The sequence below is a fragment of the Pseudoalteromonas neustonica genome (assembly GCF_001653135.1).
GTDB classification, from domain to species: domain Bacteria; phylum Pseudomonadota; class Gammaproteobacteria; order Enterobacterales; family Alteromonadaceae; genus Pseudoalteromonas; species Pseudoalteromonas neustonica.
Genome location: NZ_BDDS01000001.1, coordinates 572727 through 590570, shown reverse-complemented (window position 1 = coordinate 590570; position 17844 = coordinate 572727). Strand labels below are relative to the sequence as shown.

At 38.4% G+C, this 17844-nt stretch carries 18 protein-coding genes; 11 read left to right on the top strand and 7 right to left on the bottom strand.

Going from position 1 to position 17844, the window contains the following annotated elements:
- Window positions 1-134 precede the first annotated feature (134 nt).
- The 4 genes from ilvC to A7967_RS02605 all read left to right on the top strand — a co-directional run bounded on the left by ilvC (window position 135) and on the right by A7967_RS02605 (window position 5866).
- Window positions 135-1607 (top strand): ketol-acid reductoisomerase, encoded by a 1473-nt coding sequence (ilvC, locus tag A7967_RS02620; protein WP_054203261.1) that lies wholly within the window; start codon window positions 135-137, stop codon window positions 1605-1607.
- A 180-nt stretch (window positions 1608-1787) separates the two neighbouring features.
- The gene (locus tag A7967_RS02615) at window positions 1788-3701 is read left to right on the top strand and encodes a methyl-accepting chemotaxis protein (protein ID WP_054203262.1); all 1914 of its coding nucleotides are present in this window, start codon (window positions 1788-1790) and stop codon (window positions 3699-3701) included.
- A gap of 79 nt (window positions 3702-3780) precedes the next feature.
- Window positions 3781-4974 carry a tetratricopeptide repeat protein gene (locus tag A7967_RS02610; protein ID WP_054203263.1) on the top strand — a complete coding sequence of 398 codons (1194 nt, stop codon included), beginning with the start codon at window positions 3781-3783 and terminating at the stop codon, window positions 4972-4974.
- Window positions 4975-5002: 28 nt separating this feature from the next.
- Entirely contained in the window at window positions 5003-5866 is an 864-nt protein-coding gene (locus tag A7967_RS02605) for a M20/M25/M40 family metallo-hydrolase (protein ID WP_231658951.1), read from the top strand.
- On the opposite strand, the gene A7967_RS02600 is transcribed toward A7967_RS02605, so the two are convergent.
- Window positions 5835-6176: a GIY-YIG nuclease family protein gene (locus A7967_RS02600; protein ID WP_054203264.1), complete on the bottom strand. Its 342-nt coding sequence runs from the start codon at window positions 6174-6176 to the stop codon at window positions 5835-5837. The genes A7967_RS02605 and A7967_RS02600 overlap by 32 nt on opposite strands.
- Window positions 6177-6295: 119 nt before the next feature.
- Between A7967_RS02600 and A7967_RS02595 the strand changes: the two genes are divergently transcribed.
- Window positions 6296-6655, top strand: a complete 360-nt coding sequence (locus A7967_RS02595) for an outer membrane protein assembly factor BamE (RefSeq protein ID WP_054203265.1) — start codon at window positions 6296-6298, stop codon at window positions 6653-6655.
- A 62-nt stretch (window positions 6656-6717) separates the two neighbouring features.
- Here the strand turns inward: A7967_RS02595 and A7967_RS02590 are convergent, their stop codons facing one another.
- Window positions 6718-7047, bottom strand: a complete 330-nt coding sequence (locus A7967_RS02590) for an RnfH family protein (RefSeq protein WP_054203266.1) — start codon at window positions 7045-7047, stop codon at window positions 6718-6720.
- On the bottom strand, window positions 7044-7484 hold the full coding sequence (locus tag A7967_RS02585) for a type II toxin-antitoxin system RatA family toxin (RefSeq protein ID WP_054203267.1): 441 nt from the start codon (window positions 7482-7484) through the stop codon (window positions 7044-7046). Before A7967_RS02585 ends, A7967_RS02590 begins: the two co-directional genes overlap by 4 nt.
- 145 nt (window positions 7485-7629) lie before the next feature.
- Here A7967_RS02585 and smpB point away from each other — a divergent pair, with 145 nt between their 5' ends.
- Window positions 7630-8109, top strand: a complete 480-nt coding sequence (gene smpB / locus A7967_RS02580) for an SsrA-binding protein SmpB (RefSeq protein WP_054203268.1) — start codon at window positions 7630-7632, stop codon at window positions 8107-8109.
- A 165-nt stretch (window positions 8110-8274) separates the two neighbouring features.
- A complete protein-coding gene (locus A7967_RS02575; protein ID WP_054203269.1) occupies window positions 8275-10959 on the top strand; it encodes a TonB-dependent receptor plug domain-containing protein in 2685 nt (894 codons plus the stop codon).
- 65 nt (window positions 10960-11024) lie between these two features.
- On the opposite strand, the gene A7967_RS02570 is transcribed toward A7967_RS02575, so the two are convergent.
- Both A7967_RS02570 and fadR read right to left on the bottom strand, forming a co-directional pair.
- A complete protein-coding gene (locus tag A7967_RS02570) occupies window positions 11025-11630 on the bottom strand; it encodes a peroxiredoxin C (protein WP_054203270.1) in 606 nt (201 codons plus the stop codon).
- Window positions 11631-11879: 249 nt separating this feature from the next.
- Window positions 11880-12593, bottom strand: coding sequence for a fatty acid metabolism transcriptional regulator FadR (gene fadR / locus A7967_RS02565; protein ID WP_054203271.1), 714 nt, complete (start codon window positions 12591-12593; stop codon window positions 11880-11882).
- Between the two features lie 328 nt (window positions 12594-12921).
- Between fadR and dsbB the strand changes: the two genes are divergently transcribed.
- Together dsbB and A7967_RS02555 are read left to right on the top strand one after the other, a co-directional pair.
- On the top strand, window positions 12922-13434 hold the full coding sequence (gene dsbB, locus A7967_RS02560; RefSeq protein WP_054203272.1) for a disulfide bond formation protein DsbB: 513 nt from the start codon (window positions 12922-12924) through the stop codon (window positions 13432-13434).
- Window positions 13431-13748: a DUF6170 family protein gene (locus A7967_RS02555; protein WP_316244664.1), complete on the top strand. Its 318-nt coding sequence runs from the start codon at window positions 13431-13433 to the stop codon at window positions 13746-13748. The genes dsbB and A7967_RS02555 overlap by 4 nt, the downstream gene beginning before the upstream one ends.
- A 13-nt stretch (window positions 13749-13761) precedes the next feature.
- Here A7967_RS02555 and A7967_RS02550 read toward each other — a convergent pair whose 3' ends face one another.
- Window positions 13762-14058, bottom strand: a complete 297-nt coding sequence (locus tag A7967_RS02550; RefSeq protein ID WP_054203273.1) for a ComEA family DNA-binding protein — start codon at window positions 14056-14058, stop codon at window positions 13762-13764.
- Window positions 14059-14320: 262 nt separating this feature from the next.
- Between A7967_RS02550 and A7967_RS02545 the strand changes: the two genes are divergently transcribed.
- The gene (locus A7967_RS02545) at window positions 14321-14641 is read left to right on the top strand and encodes a YebG family protein (RefSeq protein ID WP_054203274.1); all 321 of its coding nucleotides are present in this window, start codon (window positions 14321-14323) and stop codon (window positions 14639-14641) included.
- A 69-nt stretch (window positions 14642-14710) separates the two neighbouring features.
- On the opposite strand, the gene putP is transcribed toward A7967_RS02545, so the two are convergent.
- Window positions 14711-16189, bottom strand: a complete 1479-nt coding sequence (gene putP, locus A7967_RS02540) for a sodium/proline symporter PutP (RefSeq protein WP_054203275.1) — start codon at window positions 16187-16189, stop codon at window positions 14711-14713.
- Window positions 16190-16557: 368 nt separating this feature from the next.
- Between putP and A7967_RS02535 the strand changes: the two genes are divergently transcribed.
- On the top strand, window positions 16558-17781 hold the full coding sequence (locus tag A7967_RS02535; protein WP_054203276.1) for an EAL and HDOD domain-containing protein: 1224 nt from the start codon (window positions 16558-16560) through the stop codon (window positions 17779-17781).
- The last annotated feature ends 63 nt before the right edge of the window (window positions 17782-17844 follow it).

Here is a 17844-nt window from a genome sequence, read left to right as displayed (position 1 = left end):
ATGTACACATTTCACTTTTTGAAATACTTTAATTCAAATATATCATTTTACGCAAGGTGAATGTTTCATTATGGTGGTTTTAAGCACGGCAATAAACGCCTGCATCTAACAAATATGAATATAGGATACTAACAATGGCGAATTATTTTAATACTCTTCCTTTACGTGAGCAGCTAGCTCAGCTTGCACAATGCGAATTTATGGATCCAGCTGAATTTGTCGACGGTGTTAATGCACTTAAAGGTAAAAAGCTAGTAATTGTTGGTTGTGGTGCTCAAGGCTTAAACCAAGGCCTTAACTTACGTGATTCTGGATTAGATGTATCATACACATTACGTGATTCAGCAATTAGCGAACGTCGCCAATCATTTTTAAACGCATCTGAAAACGGCTTTACTGTTGGCACTTACGAAGAGCTAATCCCAACCGCTGACGTTGTTTTAAACTTAACACCAGATAAGCAGCATACAGCTGTAGTTAGCGCTATCATGCCAATGATGAAACAAGGCTCAACCCTTGCTTACTCACATGGTTTCAATATTGTTGAAGAAGGCATGCAAGTACGTGACGACATTACCGTTATTATGGTTGCACCTAAATGCCCTGGTTCTGAAGTACGTGAAGAGTATAAACGTGGTTTTGGTGTCCCAACATTGATTGCTGTACACCCTGAAAATGACCCTCAAGGTCATGGTTTAGCACAAGCTAAAGCTTATGCTGCGGGTACTGGTGGCCATCGTGCAGGCGTTTTAAAATCATCATTTATCGCTGAAGTAAAATCAGACTTAATGGGTGAGCAAACGATCCTATGCGGCATGTTACAAACGGGTTCAATCTTATGTTTTAATAAAATGATTGAAAACGATATTGAGCCGGGTTACGCATCTAAACTTATCCAATACGGCTGGGAAGTCGTAACCGAGGCACTCAAATACGGCGGCGTTACTAACATGCTTGACCGTCTATCAAACCCAGCAAAAGTAAAAGCGTTTGAATTGAGTGAAGAGCTAAAAGTCATTATGCGCCCGCTTTATAATAAACACCAAGACGATATCATCGACGGTACTTTTTCACGCGTGATGATGGAAGATTGGGCTAATGATGACGCTAATCTACTAAAATGGCGCGCAGAAACCGCCGAAACTAATTTTGAAAAAACCCCTGCCGGTGATGTTGAAATCACTGAGCAAGAGTTTTTCGATAACGGTATCTTAATGGTTGCGATGGTTAAAGCGGGTGTTGAACTTGCATTTGAAACCATGACTGCAGCGGGCATCATTGCAGAATCAGCGTACTATGAGTCATTACATGAGACGCCATTAATCGCAAATACTATTGCACGTAAAAAGTTATTTGAAATGAATCGCACTATTTCTGATACAGCTGAATACGGTTGTTATTTATATAACCATGCGTGTTTGCCACTACTTCAAAACTTTATGAAAAATATCAACACTGATGTTATTGGTAAAGGTTTAGGTGAGCAAAGTAACCATGTTGATAACCAAACACTGATTGAAATAAATAAAACATTGCGTGAGCACCCTGTTGAGATTGTTGGCACACGATTACGTGGCTACATGTCAGCAATGAAAAAAATTGTTTAACCCTGGACAATAAACGTTTCGCTTGTTAGAAACCAAGCCCACATACTTATGTTTGTGGGCTTTTTCCTTTATAAAAAACACTTCCCCACCACTACTTATTTCATTTAAAGCAACTATTAGCCATGATCAAAGGGTGTGCTAGAATAAAGCCTTATATTAGTTGTAAATTAAGACTCATTGATGACACTAAACCATTTATCAATTACCAAAAAAATTACCTTGCTCGGTATTTCTATTACTTTCGTTGTTGCGGCATTTATTGGTGCAACGTCGATATACAGTGCGAAAAATATAATAGAACACCGAATGATCGAATCTGAATTACCAAGTAAATTACAAGCCATTAATAATTATATCTCTCATGATATTAATGAATTAATTAGTGCCGCAGAGCAGCTTTCAAGTAATGAATTTATACTTGATTGGTCACAATCTACAGATACGAATGATCGCCTGTTACTCAAAGAATTAAACCGTTTAGTGAAACAATACGATTTAGCCACCGCGTCTTGGGCAAACAGAGAAACAGCGCAATACTGGAATCAAGATGGTTTTTTAAGAGAGTTAACACAGCAACAAGATGGTTGGTTTTTTGCTTTTAAACAGTCTAAGCAGCCCTACTCTATTAGTATTTTCCAAGAATCATCAAATGATGTGAAAATGTTTGTTAATCATCAACAAGTCAATGGCACTGGTTTGGCTGGCTTAGCTAAAAGCATTGATGATATGCAAACTTTACTGCAAAAATTTAAAATTGAAAAATCTGGCTTTGTTTTTGTAGCTGATAAAAGTGGCCTTATTCAATTACATAAAGATGCAAGTAAAGTCGCGAAAGAAACACTCGATAAACTTTATCAAGGTAATATTTCTACACAACTATTGAACAATCTGCCATTCTCAATTCAAGAAATTAGCTTTCAAGGTGAAAATATACTCCTTGCAGCAAGCCCAATCAAAAACACTGAACTATATGTTATTGCCCAAGTCCCCAAAAACGAAGTGTTTGCCAGTATTGATAAGCTTAAGTGGCAAATAATTACATTTTCGGTCATTATTGGATTACTAGCGAGCGTGTTTAGTTACCTCCTTGCTCGTTCACTCTCTTCCCCACTTTCAAACATGGCAGAGCTATTTACTCGCTTAGGCTCTGGAGACGCTAATCTTGCTTATCGCTTACCTGAATCGTCGCAGCCAGAATTAACTGATTTAACCAATGGCTTTAATCTTTTTATTACTAAAATAGAAACTGCAATAGCCAACGTTGCCAGTGAAAGTCACGATATACGCCAAAGCTCACAACATGTTTTCGATCAAGCGCAACGTAACTCGCTGGCATTAGATAATCAAAAAGATCAGACTATCTCAGTTGCAGCAGCAATTAACCAAATGGGCGCGACAGTTCAAGAAATTGCAAGTAGCGCAGCAATGGCCGCTAAATTGACCGAAGATAGTAAAGCAAATACACAGCAAAGCCACCAGCAAGTTGCGCAAAGCCAAGTAATGATATCGGCTTTAGCTAATGATATTGACCTCATTATTACTCAAGTTAATGTGTTATCACAAAAAACCGTTGCAATCGCCAGTATTGTTGACTCAATTCGAGGGATTTCTGAACAGACAAACTTACTGGCTCTTAATGCCGCGATTGAATCAGCACGAGCAGGCGAACACGGCAGAGGTTTTGCTGTTGTCGCCGATGAAGTCAGAGCATTAGCAAATCGTACATCACAATCAACAACCGAAATACAAGGTATGATTGAGGAATTGACACAAACTTCAACAAGTGTTGTTAACAATATTGCTCAGTCTAAACATAAAGCACAAGATAGCGTTGAAGCCATGCAAAGCTCGGTATTGTTACTCACCGCAATCACTAATACAGCCAATGAAATAAACGATATGGCAACACTCATCGCCACTGCGACTGAAGAGCAAAGTAATGTGGTTGCTGATGTCGGACGTAATATCGAACAAATCAGTGAGATCAGCGATAAAGCAATGCATGAACAAATAACCACTGAACAGGCAATCAAAGATCTGGCAAATAGCGCGCAAATTTTGGATAGACTTGTCGCCACGTTCGAAAAACACTGACATAGTTTATAATTTATCCATAGCCCCAACTTCAAAATAGACTAAACTTAATTAAGTTGTTTATTAGTTGGGGTGTAGTATGACTATTTCTAATCACTTATATTTTGCAGCCACTTTCTTCGCTACTTTACTATTAACTGCCTGTCAAAGTATTCCTAACGATGTCCCCTCTCCTCCAAATGAAATATTTAAAAACCAAACATTTACTCTGTCTGATGTAGAAACACCCGATGAGATATTTAGACTCAGTGATGACATGATGCAGCAGCTAGATATACAGTTTCCACCACACAAAAGAAATTTACAATCAACACGTAAGCTCTTGACGTTTTTATTAGATAACGGCGATGATTCACTTTCATACCAATCAGGCGCAACCCTTATTGCAGAACACACTTTTCGCGACTTAAATGCAAATTGCTTATCGCTATCGATTTTAGCTTTTAGTATGGCTGAGTATTTAGGCATGTATGGGCAGTTTCAACAAGTTCACATCCCTGAGTACTGGTCATTAAATAAAGGTTACAACTTACTCACTGGGCACATTAATCTTGCAGTTTCACAACCTCGCAATAAAGAAGCCAGTATTCACTACGTTTACAATTTAGCGAACTCATTAATTATTGATTTTGATCCAAACTCTCGCGGTGAAAAGTTTAAAACAACCCCTATTACTAAAGCTCGAATTACTGCGATGTTTTATAACAATAAAGGTGCAGCAGCAATGCTCAATCAGCGTTATGATATTGCCTATAGCTACTATATTGCGGCTATAAAAGCGGATACCCAACATTCTGGCTCGTGGGGGAATTTAGCCGTGCTCTTTAGACTCAATAAACAATATGATAATGCCGAGATTGCCTATAATTATGCCTTCTCCCTAGATAGCAATAATAATACTGCCCTAGGTAATTTAGCACTGTTATACCAAATCACAGGTCGCCAAGCTGAGGCGCAAACGATCTTGTCACGTCTTAATATAAAGCGCCAAAGTAATCCTTATTATCATGTGTCTTTAGGTAATACTGCATATCATATTAAAAATTATCAAGATGCTATCAAGCACTTTCTATCCGCTAAGCGTTTAGATAACAAAATTCATGACAGCTATTTTGGCCTTGCCCGTACTTATTACCAACTAGGTGATTTTAAGCAAGCTTATAAACAACTAGGCCTTGCTAGAAAATATGCAGATTTTGATCATGATAAACAACGCTATCAAGGTAAACTTCGTGCTCTAAACAACATGACTGCGAAGGTGAATAATCATTAAAGCTCATATATTTATATTACTTGCGGTCTTGCTATTCCCTTGCGATGTAAATAGCGCATCATCTCAACAGTTACTTGATGATTTAAGGCACTTAAGCTCTGCGGTATTTAGTGGTCGAAAAACAAACACCTCAGGCGCTGAGTTAAGTGCGCTTTATCTCAAAGATAGATTTGAGTTATTAGGATATTCAAGTGAGTTGCAAACGTTTAGTTACCAAAGTAGTTTTTTTTCGCGCAGTACGGGCAATAATGTTATCGCTACTCTTACTTCTCAAAATAGCACGTCTCTCACGGTTGTCATTACTGCCCATTATGATCATCTTGGAAAAAAAGGAACACAGTTTTACCCCGGCGCAAATGATAATGCCAGTGGTGTGAGTGCACTTTTGTATTTAGCTAAACGGCTAAAAATAAACACGCCAACGTTTAACATTATATTTGTTGCTACTGACGCCGAAGAGAACGGTTTACACGGCAGTAAGTATTTTGTAAGCCAACTTCCGACTGACACTGTACTTTTTAATATAAATTTGGATATGCTTGCTGTGAGTGCCCGTAGTAAAACCTTATATGCATTTACTCTGCCTAAACTTAAAAAAACGATTGAGTCGCAACTAGCGACTATTTCATCGAATGACCTCAGAGTACGTGTAAGTAGTAGCTCAAAGCACATGAACCGCCTGCTTAGAGTCGATAAAATAGATTGGCGAAAAGCCAGCGATCATTACTCCTTCGCAAAAGCCGGTATACCCTATGTTTACTTTGGTATGGGGGACGATCCTCATCATCACAAAAAGACTGATACGTTTGCAAATATTGATCAGGATTTGTATGTAAAAAGCGTAATATATATTGAACGGTTCATTCGCCAGTTCGATTTCTCGCAGCTGTAGGCAAATGGCCAACTTGCATAAAACGCTGTTTTTGCTGTTTAGATAACTTTTTGACTTTAATTTCTAATTTAGTTGCGGCACTGCGATCCCCGATCTCTTGCTGATAAATAAGTGTAAGCGGCCCTTTTCCTCTTAGGTTTTTAGCGCCTTTTCCCGCTTGATGGCTTGCAAAGCGCTTACTAACATCTGTAGATATGCCCGTATACCAATGCCCAAAACGTGTTTGCACGATATAAAGGGACCAAATAGAGCTACTCGCTATAGCATTATCTTTAAGAATAGTTAAACTTTTATCGGACTCTGTGGTCAAAATTGCGCTCCAAGCATAGATACTAAGAATTAAGTAACAAACAATTACTCAAAAGGGTTTTACCTTAGGTGACTAATCGGTATCATGCAGTCTATAAAAAATAAGGATCCAAACAAACAATGCAGTCGTTAAAAACTTTTTCTCTTTGGTTTATCGTTGCCCTTACACTAAGCGCAACAGCAGGTTGTTCAAGTTGGGTTTATCGTATCAATATCCCTCAAGGTAACTTTTTAGAGCAAACTGATGTTGATAAACTTCGAATAAACATGACTCGTGAGCAAGTTGTATATGTTTTAGGCCAACCTGTTGCAAAAGATGCCTTTGATAAAAATACATGGCATTACTCTTACACCTTTAACCTAGGTCGTGACAGTGAACAACGAAAACTACTTACTGTTAAATTTAATAATGAAAAGCTAACATCGATAAGTGGAGATTATGAGCAACCTGAAGAGTTTAATACACCACTTGAGCAATAATACTTAATTGCTACTCGCAAATTTAAAAAAGGTTAGCACACGCTAACCTTTTTAGTTTCGCACTACTGTGTTCTATCTAGCGGGCGTCCCCCCGTCACTTTATTAGCCCGACCTTCATCTTTGGCTTTTTCAGCCCGTTTACGTCTTGCGTCTTTTGGATCTGCAATTAGCGGTCGATAAATTTCAACCCTATCGCCATCCTCTAGTACTTGCGTTAATTTGCAGCTACGATTCCAGACACCTAGAGTGAGTGCTGTAGCATCTATTTCAGGGCATTTTGCAATAATTCCTGACTTTATGACTGCTTGCTCAGCGGTTGTTCCTACTGGCACTTCAACTTGTAAACTTATTGCGCTGGTCGGTAGCGCAAAAACAACATCAACTGTAATCATAATCTTGGTCCATATACCTGTTTAGCACGCTGAGTAAATGCATTGACCATATTTTTCGCCACATCATTAAATACCCGGCCGAATGCAAGTTCAATTAGCTTACTCGCAAATTCAAACTCCAACTGAAGCTGAACCTTACATGCGGTATCATCTAATACCTGAAAGTGCCAACGCCCCTGCAAAGCTTTAAATGGCCCATCGACTAAACGTAAAGTCACTGTATTTTCATCTGTAAACGTGTTTTCAGTGGTAAACCATTTTTTTATACCTGCTTTAGATATCTCTAAACTTGCAGTCATTGTATTGTCTTGTTGTGCAATAATTTTTGCATCAGAGCAATGCGGTAAAAACTCAGGATAGGCATCCACATCATTGACTAAATCAAACATCTCTTTGCTGCTATACATTACTAGCGCACTTTTTTCTATTTGTGGCATACTCACTCCCAACTGTGTGGGCGAATTTTAGCAAGTTTTGCGTTTTTCCCCAAACTTTCCCGACGCTTTATTTATCATCGATTATTTACAGTAAAAATAAAAAATCGATGTAAAAAGCAGAGCTTTACGTATAATATGGGACACTATGGCTAAGAAAAATTCATCTAAATCGACAAGTAATACCATCGCGCTGAATAAAAAAGCGCGCCATGAGTATTTTTTACACGACAAGTTTGAGGCTGGTGTCGAACTGCAGGGCTGGGAAGTAAAAAGCATCCGAGCTGGCAAAGTAAATATCTCTGAAACTTATATTCACCTTAAAAATGGCGAAGCATTTTTACTTGGCAGTCAAATTCAGCCACTTAATAGTGCCTCTACCCATGTAATTTGTGATCCACTGCGTTATCGCAAGCTCTTATTGAGTCGGCGTGAGTTAGACCGCTTAATTGGTGCAACTGAACGCGATGGTTATTCATTAATCGCTACAGCCATGTATTGGAAAAAATGCTGGGTTAAATTAGAATTTCAACTCGGTAAAGGTAAGAAAATGCATGACAAACGCGAAGACGGTAAAAGTAAAGACTGGTCCCGCGAGAAAGAACGGTTAATGAAACACAAAGCTTAACCCTATAACGCCTAACACCCTGTTAGGCGTTTTTATTTTTATACCTTAAAACAAAAAACTTCATAAGTTAACCTTTCGCTCAAGTTGATAACATTTTGATTACATGGTATTGATATCACTGGTTTATTGAAAATATAATATCAACACTATAACAAGGACTTAAGGATGAAGAAAACAGTTTTATTTACACCAAATTTACTTACTTATACAACCCTAGCATTGTCGGTAGGCTTTTCTGCAACAGCTTATTCCGCATCAGAAACAAAAGAAGTTGAGCGAATTCAAGTCACAGGCTCACATATCAAACGTACTGATATGGAAGGGCCATCACCAGTACAATCATTATCGGCAGCAGATTTAGCCGCAACAGGCTCAACAGATTTAATAGGTGCTTTACAGAAACTACCTGTATCAGGTGCGGGTACTTTTAGCACTCAAGGTAATTCAAGTGATGACACCGCCAATGGTGGATCAAGTGTTGCACTAAGAGGCCTTGGCGCATCATCTACATTGGTGTTAATTAATGGCCGCCGTGTTGCTGTGAGCCCGTTTGCTAAAGATATCGAAACATCTTTTGTAGATTTAAATAGTATCCCAATGTCATCTGTTAAACGTGTTGATATTTTAAAAGATGGCGCATCTGCAACATATGGCTCTGATGCAGTTGCTGGTGTTATAAACATAATACTACGTGATGATATTGATGGGTTTGAAGTTGCGGCAAAAACAAGCACCACCGCTGACGGTGGGGGTGATGAACAAAATCTAACTTTACTTTGGGGAAGTAGCAGTAACACCAGCAAGCACAATTTCTCTATTGATTATTACAAGCGTGACGCTATTTTAAATTCACAGCGTAGCTATACAGCCACTGCAGATCAGCGTTTTCGCGGCGGTAATAACTCATTAAGCTCATCAGGATTTCCAGGTTCAGTTGAAGTTACGCGCGCGATGCTTACGGATGCTCAGTGGGCTGCTTTACCCGTTAGCAGAATTGACCCCGAAGGTAACCCCGTTAGGCAGACCATATTTGCAGATGTATGGGGTAATGACACCTGTGACGAATCACTTATCATCGGTGATATTTGCCGTTATGATTATGCGCCACACTCAACTCTTGTACCTTCTACAGAACGTATTAGCTTTAATTATAATGGAAGCCAAGAAATAACAGACAATATTGAAGGCTTTGCTGAATTTTCAGCTCAGCACTCATCAAGCTTCATTGAAGGCGCAGCAAGTCCAAGCTTTACAGAATTAACTATGATGGGGGATAATCCAAATCATCCTCTTTTTAATGATCCAAGCCACTTCCTCCACGGTGTAGATATTTCGATGCGTCGACGAACAGTCGAAATCGGCAACCGTCAAAAAGATGTTGATTCTGAGTACTATCGCGCTGTTTTAGGCGCTAGAGGCTCATTTAGTGACTGGGATTGGGAAGTTGCATATTCAGCAATACGCTCTAGCGCAGTAGAAAAAGGAGTTAATGGTTTCCCTAATATAATTCGAACTCAAGAAGCTATCGATTCAGGATTATGGAATCCATTTGAACCAAGCACCAACACTGAAGCTGCCCTTGCCTATTTTGAAACAACCACTACTCGCTCTGGCGCCTCAACAATGCAATCTATTGACGGCACAATCTCTGGTGAGTTATTTGAGTTGGGTGATGATATGGCCGCAATAGCAATAGGCTTTGAAGCACGTAATGAACGAATTGAAGATAACCCTGACGCACAATTTTTACGTGGTGAAATCTTTGGAACTGAAGCAACACAGGCAAATGGTGAACGTGATAACAAGGCTATTTTTGCCGAGTTAAGCTTGCCTGTACTTGAAACTTTAGAGCTTCAATTAGCATTACGTCATGAAAACTATAGTGACTTTGGCTCTACCACAGACCCAAAAGTTGCTTTTCGCTGGACACCTTTAGATAGTTTGGTTGTTCGTGGTTCATGGGGAACTGCATTTAGAGCGCCATCATTAGTACAATTGCACCTTGGCCGAACTGATGAATCACCAAGCGTTATTGATAAAGAGCGTTGTCGCCAAACTGGCGCTGAAGCTGATTGCGAGCCTACAGAATATACCGCAATTGTTGCTGGTAACCCTGACTTACAACCAGAGACATCAAGTAACTATAATTTAGGTGTTATTTGGCAAACTACTGATAACTTTAGCGTCGGTGTAGATTACTGGAATTATGATCAAGAAGATCTCATTAAGAAAATTGGCGCTCAAAAACTCGTTGACTGCTGTGGTAGCGATCAAGCTTTAGTCCAACGGGCACCAAGTCAAGGTGGTAATCTTGGTCGTATCTTAGTGATCAACGATACATTCGTAAACATAGGCGGGCGAGAAACGGATGGGTTTGATTTAAATCTTAATTATCGTTTAAATACCGATAACTTAGGTGAATTCAAATTCAATTATAATTTAACCTACACGCTAAATTTTGAAGAACAATCGTTTGAAAGTGATAAACAAGGTAATACGAGTATTGTCGCTGAAGACCTTAATGGTGAATTCCAACATCCAGAATTTAGATGGGTTGCAGGGGTTGATTGGAGTAATGAGAGCTGGCTTGCTAATGTTGGTATTAACTATATAAGCGGTTACAACGATTTACCTGATACAAACAATGATCGTTTTGATATTGATTCTTGGACCTCAATCGACACATCAGTCAGTTATGTAGGTTTCGATGAATTAACACTAACTTTAGGTGCATCAAACCTTACAAATGAAGAACCGCCACAGGCACCATCAGATTCTTTTGGCGTTGACAGTAAGACACATAGTGCTATCGGGCGCCAAGCTTACTTTAAACTTGCATACAAGTTCTAAATAAAAGCACATAAAAAAACCCGCCAAATTGGCGGGTTTTTTATATTCTAAAACAAAGGCCTAAATTATAGGTCGCCTTCGTTCTCAGAAAGGAACTTAGCAACGCCTGCAGGGCTTGCGTCCATACCTTTTTTACCTTCAGTCCAACCAGCAGGGCATACTTCACCGTGCTCAGTATGAAATGCAAGTGCATCAACCATACGTAGCATTTCATCGATATTACGACCTAGTGGTAAGTCGTTCACTACTTGGTGACGAACGTTACCTGCTTCGTCGATTAAGAATGAACCACGAAATGCAACGCCAGCTTCTGGGTGCTCAACGTCATATGCTTTACAAATTTCGTGTTTAACGTCTGCAACTAATGCATATTGCACTTGGCCAATGCCGCCATCTGCAACAGCAGTGTTACGCCATGCGTTGTGTGAGAATTGTGAATCAATTGAAACACCAATTACTTCAACACCACGTTTTTGGAATTCTTCGAAACGCTTGTCAAAAGCAATTAGTTCAGAAGGACATACGAAAGTGAAATCTAACGGGTAAAAGAAAATAACTGCTTTTTTACCTTTAATTGTTTCGTGAAGATTGTAGCTATCTACGATCTCGCCGTTACCTAATACTGCTGCAGCGGTAAAGTCTGGTGCCTGGCGGCCTACTAATACACCCATTTTATTCTCCAAATATTTGAGTTTGCTTTTAATTGCTTACGCAATGCTTGCCTTTAATATGGCATCAAAAAATGAAATACCAAGGGTTTACATGCATAATTATCCAAATATTCTAGAGATAATAAGCTTAAATAGATAATCGTATTTTTCGATGCAGCCAATCGAAAATATTGAACATATTTTAATGCATAAAATGAACACAAAAAAACCCGCAAAAGCAGGTTTCTTCAATCTATCTATTTTACTGCATTAGTCCATAATATTTTCTGGCATGTCACCACGAATTTTTTGCCATACTTCACCAGTTTGATGACCATATTTACGTAGCAATGAAATTGCGCCATCGTGTTCACGCTTTTCGGCCAGTATAGTTAAGTCTTTATAAAACTGACGCGCTAATTGACGTGTGCCTGGATCAGAGAAGTAATGACAAGCTATTTTAGAGTAAAAACCTCTAAAGCCATTTAAAATTAACACATAAATACGGTTATTTCCGGCAACCGCTAATTCATGGTGAACTTTATAATCATAATCTGCAAATGCTTGTGCGCTATCTTCAAGCTCATCACTTTGTGATAAGATTTCAATCACACGATCTGGTGCATGTTTAATTGCTGCACGAGTATAAATTGCGCTAATATTAGTTCTAGCAGATAATAATTGATCTGTTAGCTCTGGCATTTTATCTTCATCAAGACGCGCAAGCGTTTCTAATATATTTAATCCTGAGGTTTCCCAAAAGTTGTTAACCCGTGTTGGTTTACCATGTTGGATAGTTAACCAACCATCACGCGCTAAACGTTGTAGCACTTCGCGTAAAGTCGTACGTGTAACACCTATTAATTCTGATAACTCACGCTCAGCAGGAAGAATAGAGCCTGGAGGAAAATCACCATTCCAAATTGATTCAACAATGTACTCTTCCGCAAATCCAGCTGGACTTTTAGCTTTAAAAATTCTCATTCAATTCCCACTCGAGTTATCACATTACATCACTTTATAAGTTAACTGACTGATTGTACCAGATGAAGCCAAACTAACAAGTAAAGTCAGTCAGAACGCCCTCATTTGATTTCCCACTCCAATCTATACTAATAATTAGGATTATCCATAAAAATATAACATCTTGCGTCTTTTACATATTAAAACACAGCGATCACGAAACGCGATATTTTCATCAAAGAATAAATAACAGCGTATAACTTTTTATAGCTACAAGTGATGTTTACCCTTGCGTGTGGTTTAGCGTCTACGTCATAATCTAACTACAGCGTTTTTAATTGGAAGTTTTATGAATTGGTTAGCTAATTTAGCACAGCAACGTACTCCATGGATATTATTGGCAGTGACTGCATTTATCTTTGAAATTGTTGCGTTGTTTTTTCAATATAAAATGGGCTTAGAGCCTTGCATTATGTGTATATATCAACGTACTGCAATGCTGGGATTATTAGTTGCCGGATTAATTGGCGCCATTAAACCAAGCCATTTTATCTTTCGGTTTTTAGGTATTGTGACGTGGGCAACAGCCAGTATTTGGGGTTACCTGATCGCACGTGAGCACATTGATATGCAAACAACGACTGACCCATTTGCTTTTAGTTGTGAATTTGAGCCGAATTTCCCGCTGCCTTTACACGAATGGATACCAAATTTTTTTGCTGCAACCGGTGATTGCGGTAATATTGATTGGGAATTTTTAGGAATGAGTATGCCTGCTTGGATGGAAGTGATATTTGCAGCATTCAGTATTGTATTAATAACTGTTGTTTTCGCTCGTTTAATCATTAAGAAGAGTCTATGATGCCTGCTTTTTTATCAAGCCAGTTACCTCAACTTAAGCATCTAAAAGTGCGACAGCGACAAGATATAATCGCAATAGCACTTAGCATGCTAAGCCCAATGCAAAAAATCAGTCTACGTATCGCTAAGCTAACTCTATTAATTCCATTGTTTTTCTCACTCGTTTATATTGATGGCTGGCTGATGATACTTGCATTAATTGTCACAGGTATAAGTTATCCAATATTGACAACGCCCGTCGAAATACAATTTTCAAAACCTTTTTTAGCCGAGGCTATTAAACTATATAATAAAGAGAAACAAGGCGAGCAATAGCTCGCCTTTGTAATTAAAGCGTTACTTTTCCTTCTAATTTTGCAACGATTTTGTCACCAATACCTTTAACCTGAGTAAGCTCACCTAGTGATTTAAATTTACCCTGCTTAGTACGGTAATCAATAATAGCCTGCGCTTTTGATTTACCAATACCTGGTAATTGAACCAATTGGTCAACGTTTGCTTGATTAATATTAATAACCTCAGCTTTTTGAGCAATTTTAGCTGTAGCAGGCTTATTATCGACCGCATAACTTGGCAAGGCGACTGCAAAACCAAATAATACGACTATTAAAGTTAAAAACTTCATGTTTCTCCTCCATGATGTCCATTCGTGGACTCAGTTAATAGTTGATAAAGCGATCTCACTTTTTGACTAATTTTAATTAAAGCCATACTGAAAAAGTGTGACCTTTTAAATAAAGTAAATAGCGTCCATCTTGTCAACCGTACCGATAATAAAAAAATAAAAATGTTCACTTGCAAATAGCCGGACAAACATTTACTGTACATAAAAACAGTAATCAATCAAGGTGAATTATCATTCACCAAGCAAGTTGGCAGGAGAAATCATGGCTGTTGTTGTTAAATATGTTGTAGAAAGAAACGGAGTCGAGCGTATGACGTTTACTACTAAAAAAGAAGCTGACGCGTATGACAAGATGCTCGATATCGCTGAATCACTTGAGGCGATGCTAGAAAAGGTCGATGTGCCTTTAAGCGAGCAACAAATTGAATCGCTCGCACTTGAGATTGCAAAAAGCAAAGATGATTTCATGAATGTTTTGAAAGGCGCAAAAGAAGTACCAATTAAGGCTTCATCTGCAAAATCTAAGAAAGAAGCAAGTAGCGTTACTGATCTGAAAAACACAGAAGAAAAAGCAGCCAGTTAACGTTTAGCTAAAATACAAATAAAAAAGGAGCTAATTAGCTCCTTTTTTATTCTTAATTACACATTATGATTAAAGCGATTTCTCGACATCATCAAACAATAGCGTAATTTTTTCACTCGGCGCTGCTGTTGTTAAGCTTACAGCAACAATTGCAATACTTGATAAAATAAACCCAGGAACAATACCGTAAATTAACTTACTGATATGTTCACCATTAACCTCTATCGGCGCATAAAACCACACTAACACGGTTACAGCACCGACGACCATACCAGCTAATGCGCCCTCAAAGTTCATTCTTTTCCAATATAAACTAAATAGAACCAGTGGACCAAATGCAGCGCCAAAACCAGCCCATGCGTTGCTTACTAAGTCTAAAATAGAACTATCTCTATCATACGCTAAGTAAATGGCACAAATAGCAACTAAAGCAACACTAATTCGCCCTACTAATACAAGCTCTTTATCTGTGGCATCTCGACGAATAAATGTCTTATAAAAATCTTCTGTTAACGAGCTTGAGCTCACTAATAGTTGCGAAGATATTGTACTCATAATTGCCGCTAATATAGCGGCTAATAAAAAGCCTGCAATAAGTGGGTGGAAAAGTAATTCAGATAAAACAAGAAATATTGTTTCTGGATCATCAACAACGATGCCATTTTCATAGGCATATGCAGCTCCACATAAACCCGTAGCTACCGCACCTAACGCTGCAACTATCATCCAGCTCATACCTATACGACGTGCGGTAGGCATATCTTTGACGCTTCGAACAGACATAAATCTAACAATAATATGCGGCTGGCCAAAATAGCCTAACCCCCATGCCATTGCTGATATAATACTCACCAAAGAACCTGCCCCAATCCATTGCAGCATTTGCGGGTTAATACTGTTAAGTGTTGATGTTAAAGGCTGTTCTAGTAATGTATAAGTCACCGTAGGTACTAAAATTAAAGCAATGAACATAATACAACCTTGTACAAAATCAGTCAGGCTTACCGCTAAAAACCCACCGAACAAAGTATATAAAACTACAACACCTGTTGTAATATAAAGTCCCATTTCATAACTTAAACCAAATGAACTTTCAAATAATTTACCACCAGCCACTACACCTGATGAGGTATATAAAGTAAAGAAAACAATAATCACAACCGCAGACACTACTCGCAGTAAGTTACTGTTGTCGTTAAAACGATTTGAAAAGTAATCTGGGATAGTAATAGAGTCATTCGCTTTTTCAGTATAAACACGTAATCGCGGTGCGACCAAAAAGTAGTTTAACCATGCGCCGATAATTAAGCCTAACGCAATCCATGTACTGCTAAACCCAGTAACAAACATAGCGCCAGGTAGCCCCATCAAGATCCAGCCACTCATATCTGATGCACCTGCAGATAATGCAGCTACACCAGGTGATAAACTACGACCACCAAGCATGTAACCCGACACATCGCTGGTTGACTGTTTATATGCATACAAACCAATGCCGAGCATTACAATAAAGTATGCTGCCAAAGAAATAATCATTCCAGTTTCCAAATTCGCCTCCGATAAAGAAGTTTAAATCAGGCATTTAATCCTAATAATGACTCGCAAATCAACGCTATAAATAAGACATTATTGGTGTAAAAACCAACCTAGTGCTTGACTATATCATGCTAAGGGTAAATAACTCCAATTAGTACGACTAATCTAGCAACCATATGAGAACATTCTGATTTTTTGTGAAAAGCAGTAAATTTAGTGTATATCAATGGAAATTAATGACTATTTACCCTAGGATAAGATCTATACACTGGTACACACCAATACTATAGGTTTAATTTTGAAAATATAGTTAATGCTATTTGCTATATTTTACCTTATATTGCTGATGTAATCGTTTAACTGATGTGGATCTGTTGTTTATGTATTTTTATGCTGCGCGCCAACCAATTCTAGACCGTGAAAAAAAACTTGTAGGTTACGAGTTACTATTTCGTGATGGCGTTGATAATGTATTTCCCAACATCGATGGCGATGAAGCGACCTCGCGACTAATTGAGGGCAGCCAGTTTAACTTTGGTTTAGAAGATTTAACCGATAACAAACCTGCTTTTATAAACTTTACACTCGACACACTGCAAAAAGGCTACCCTACTCTATTAGGCAAAGAACAAATTGTGGTCGAAATATTAGAGACAATTCAACCAGGGAAACGTTTACTTTCTTTAGTCAAAGACTTAAAAGAAAAAGGCTATACCCTAGCGCTTGATGATTATATTCACCAGCCTGTATGGCGTCATTTTTACCCTTTTATTGATATCATCAAAATCGATTTTTTGACCTGTGAACTTGATACTATCCATGAAGTTATTGAAGCAATTAAGCCATTCCCACAAATTAAATTATTGGCTGAGAAAGTCGAAACATACGAAAAGTATCAATTAGCACTTGAACTAGGGTTTACATACTTTCAAGGGTTTTTCTTTTCTAAACCTGAAATGGTACAAAGTAAAACACTGCCTCCATCAGAAATGGCACTTGCTGAATTACTCTATGAAACGTCGACTGTTGACTTAAACTTAAAGAAAATTACTGAAGTTTTTGAAAGAGATGTAAACTTATCTTACAAACTTCTGCGCTATAGTAATTCTGCTGCATTCAAGCGAAGAGCTGAAATAAATACCATAAAACAAGCCTTAATTGTTTTAGGCGCACAAGAAATTAAAAAGTTTTTATCGCTACTTTTTGCATCTCAAGTTGCCGCAGATAAACCTGCAGAACTAATTAGATTATCGCTCACTCGCGCACGCTTTACTGAGTTACTCGCAATAAATCATAATAAATTTAAAGATACAGGCATGGCATTTTTGACCGGTATGATGTCGTTAATGGATGCCATACTCGATGAAAGTATGGAAAGTGTTATGGAAAAGTTACCACTATCCAATGACATTAAATTAGCACTCGTTAAAGACGAAGGCTTGCTGGCACAATACTTACGTTTAGTAAAACTCTATGAACAAGCAAATTGGCAAGGCGCAAATGCAATACAAGAGCAGCTTGGCTTAGCAACAGATAAAGTGCCAGATGCGTACCATGACGCCGTAAACTGGGCAAACGAACAAATGAGAGTACTTGGTGAATAATAAGCTTTCAGCCTAATCATCTAATACCAATCAGCGTAGATATAGGGGCTATTTAATTCGTTA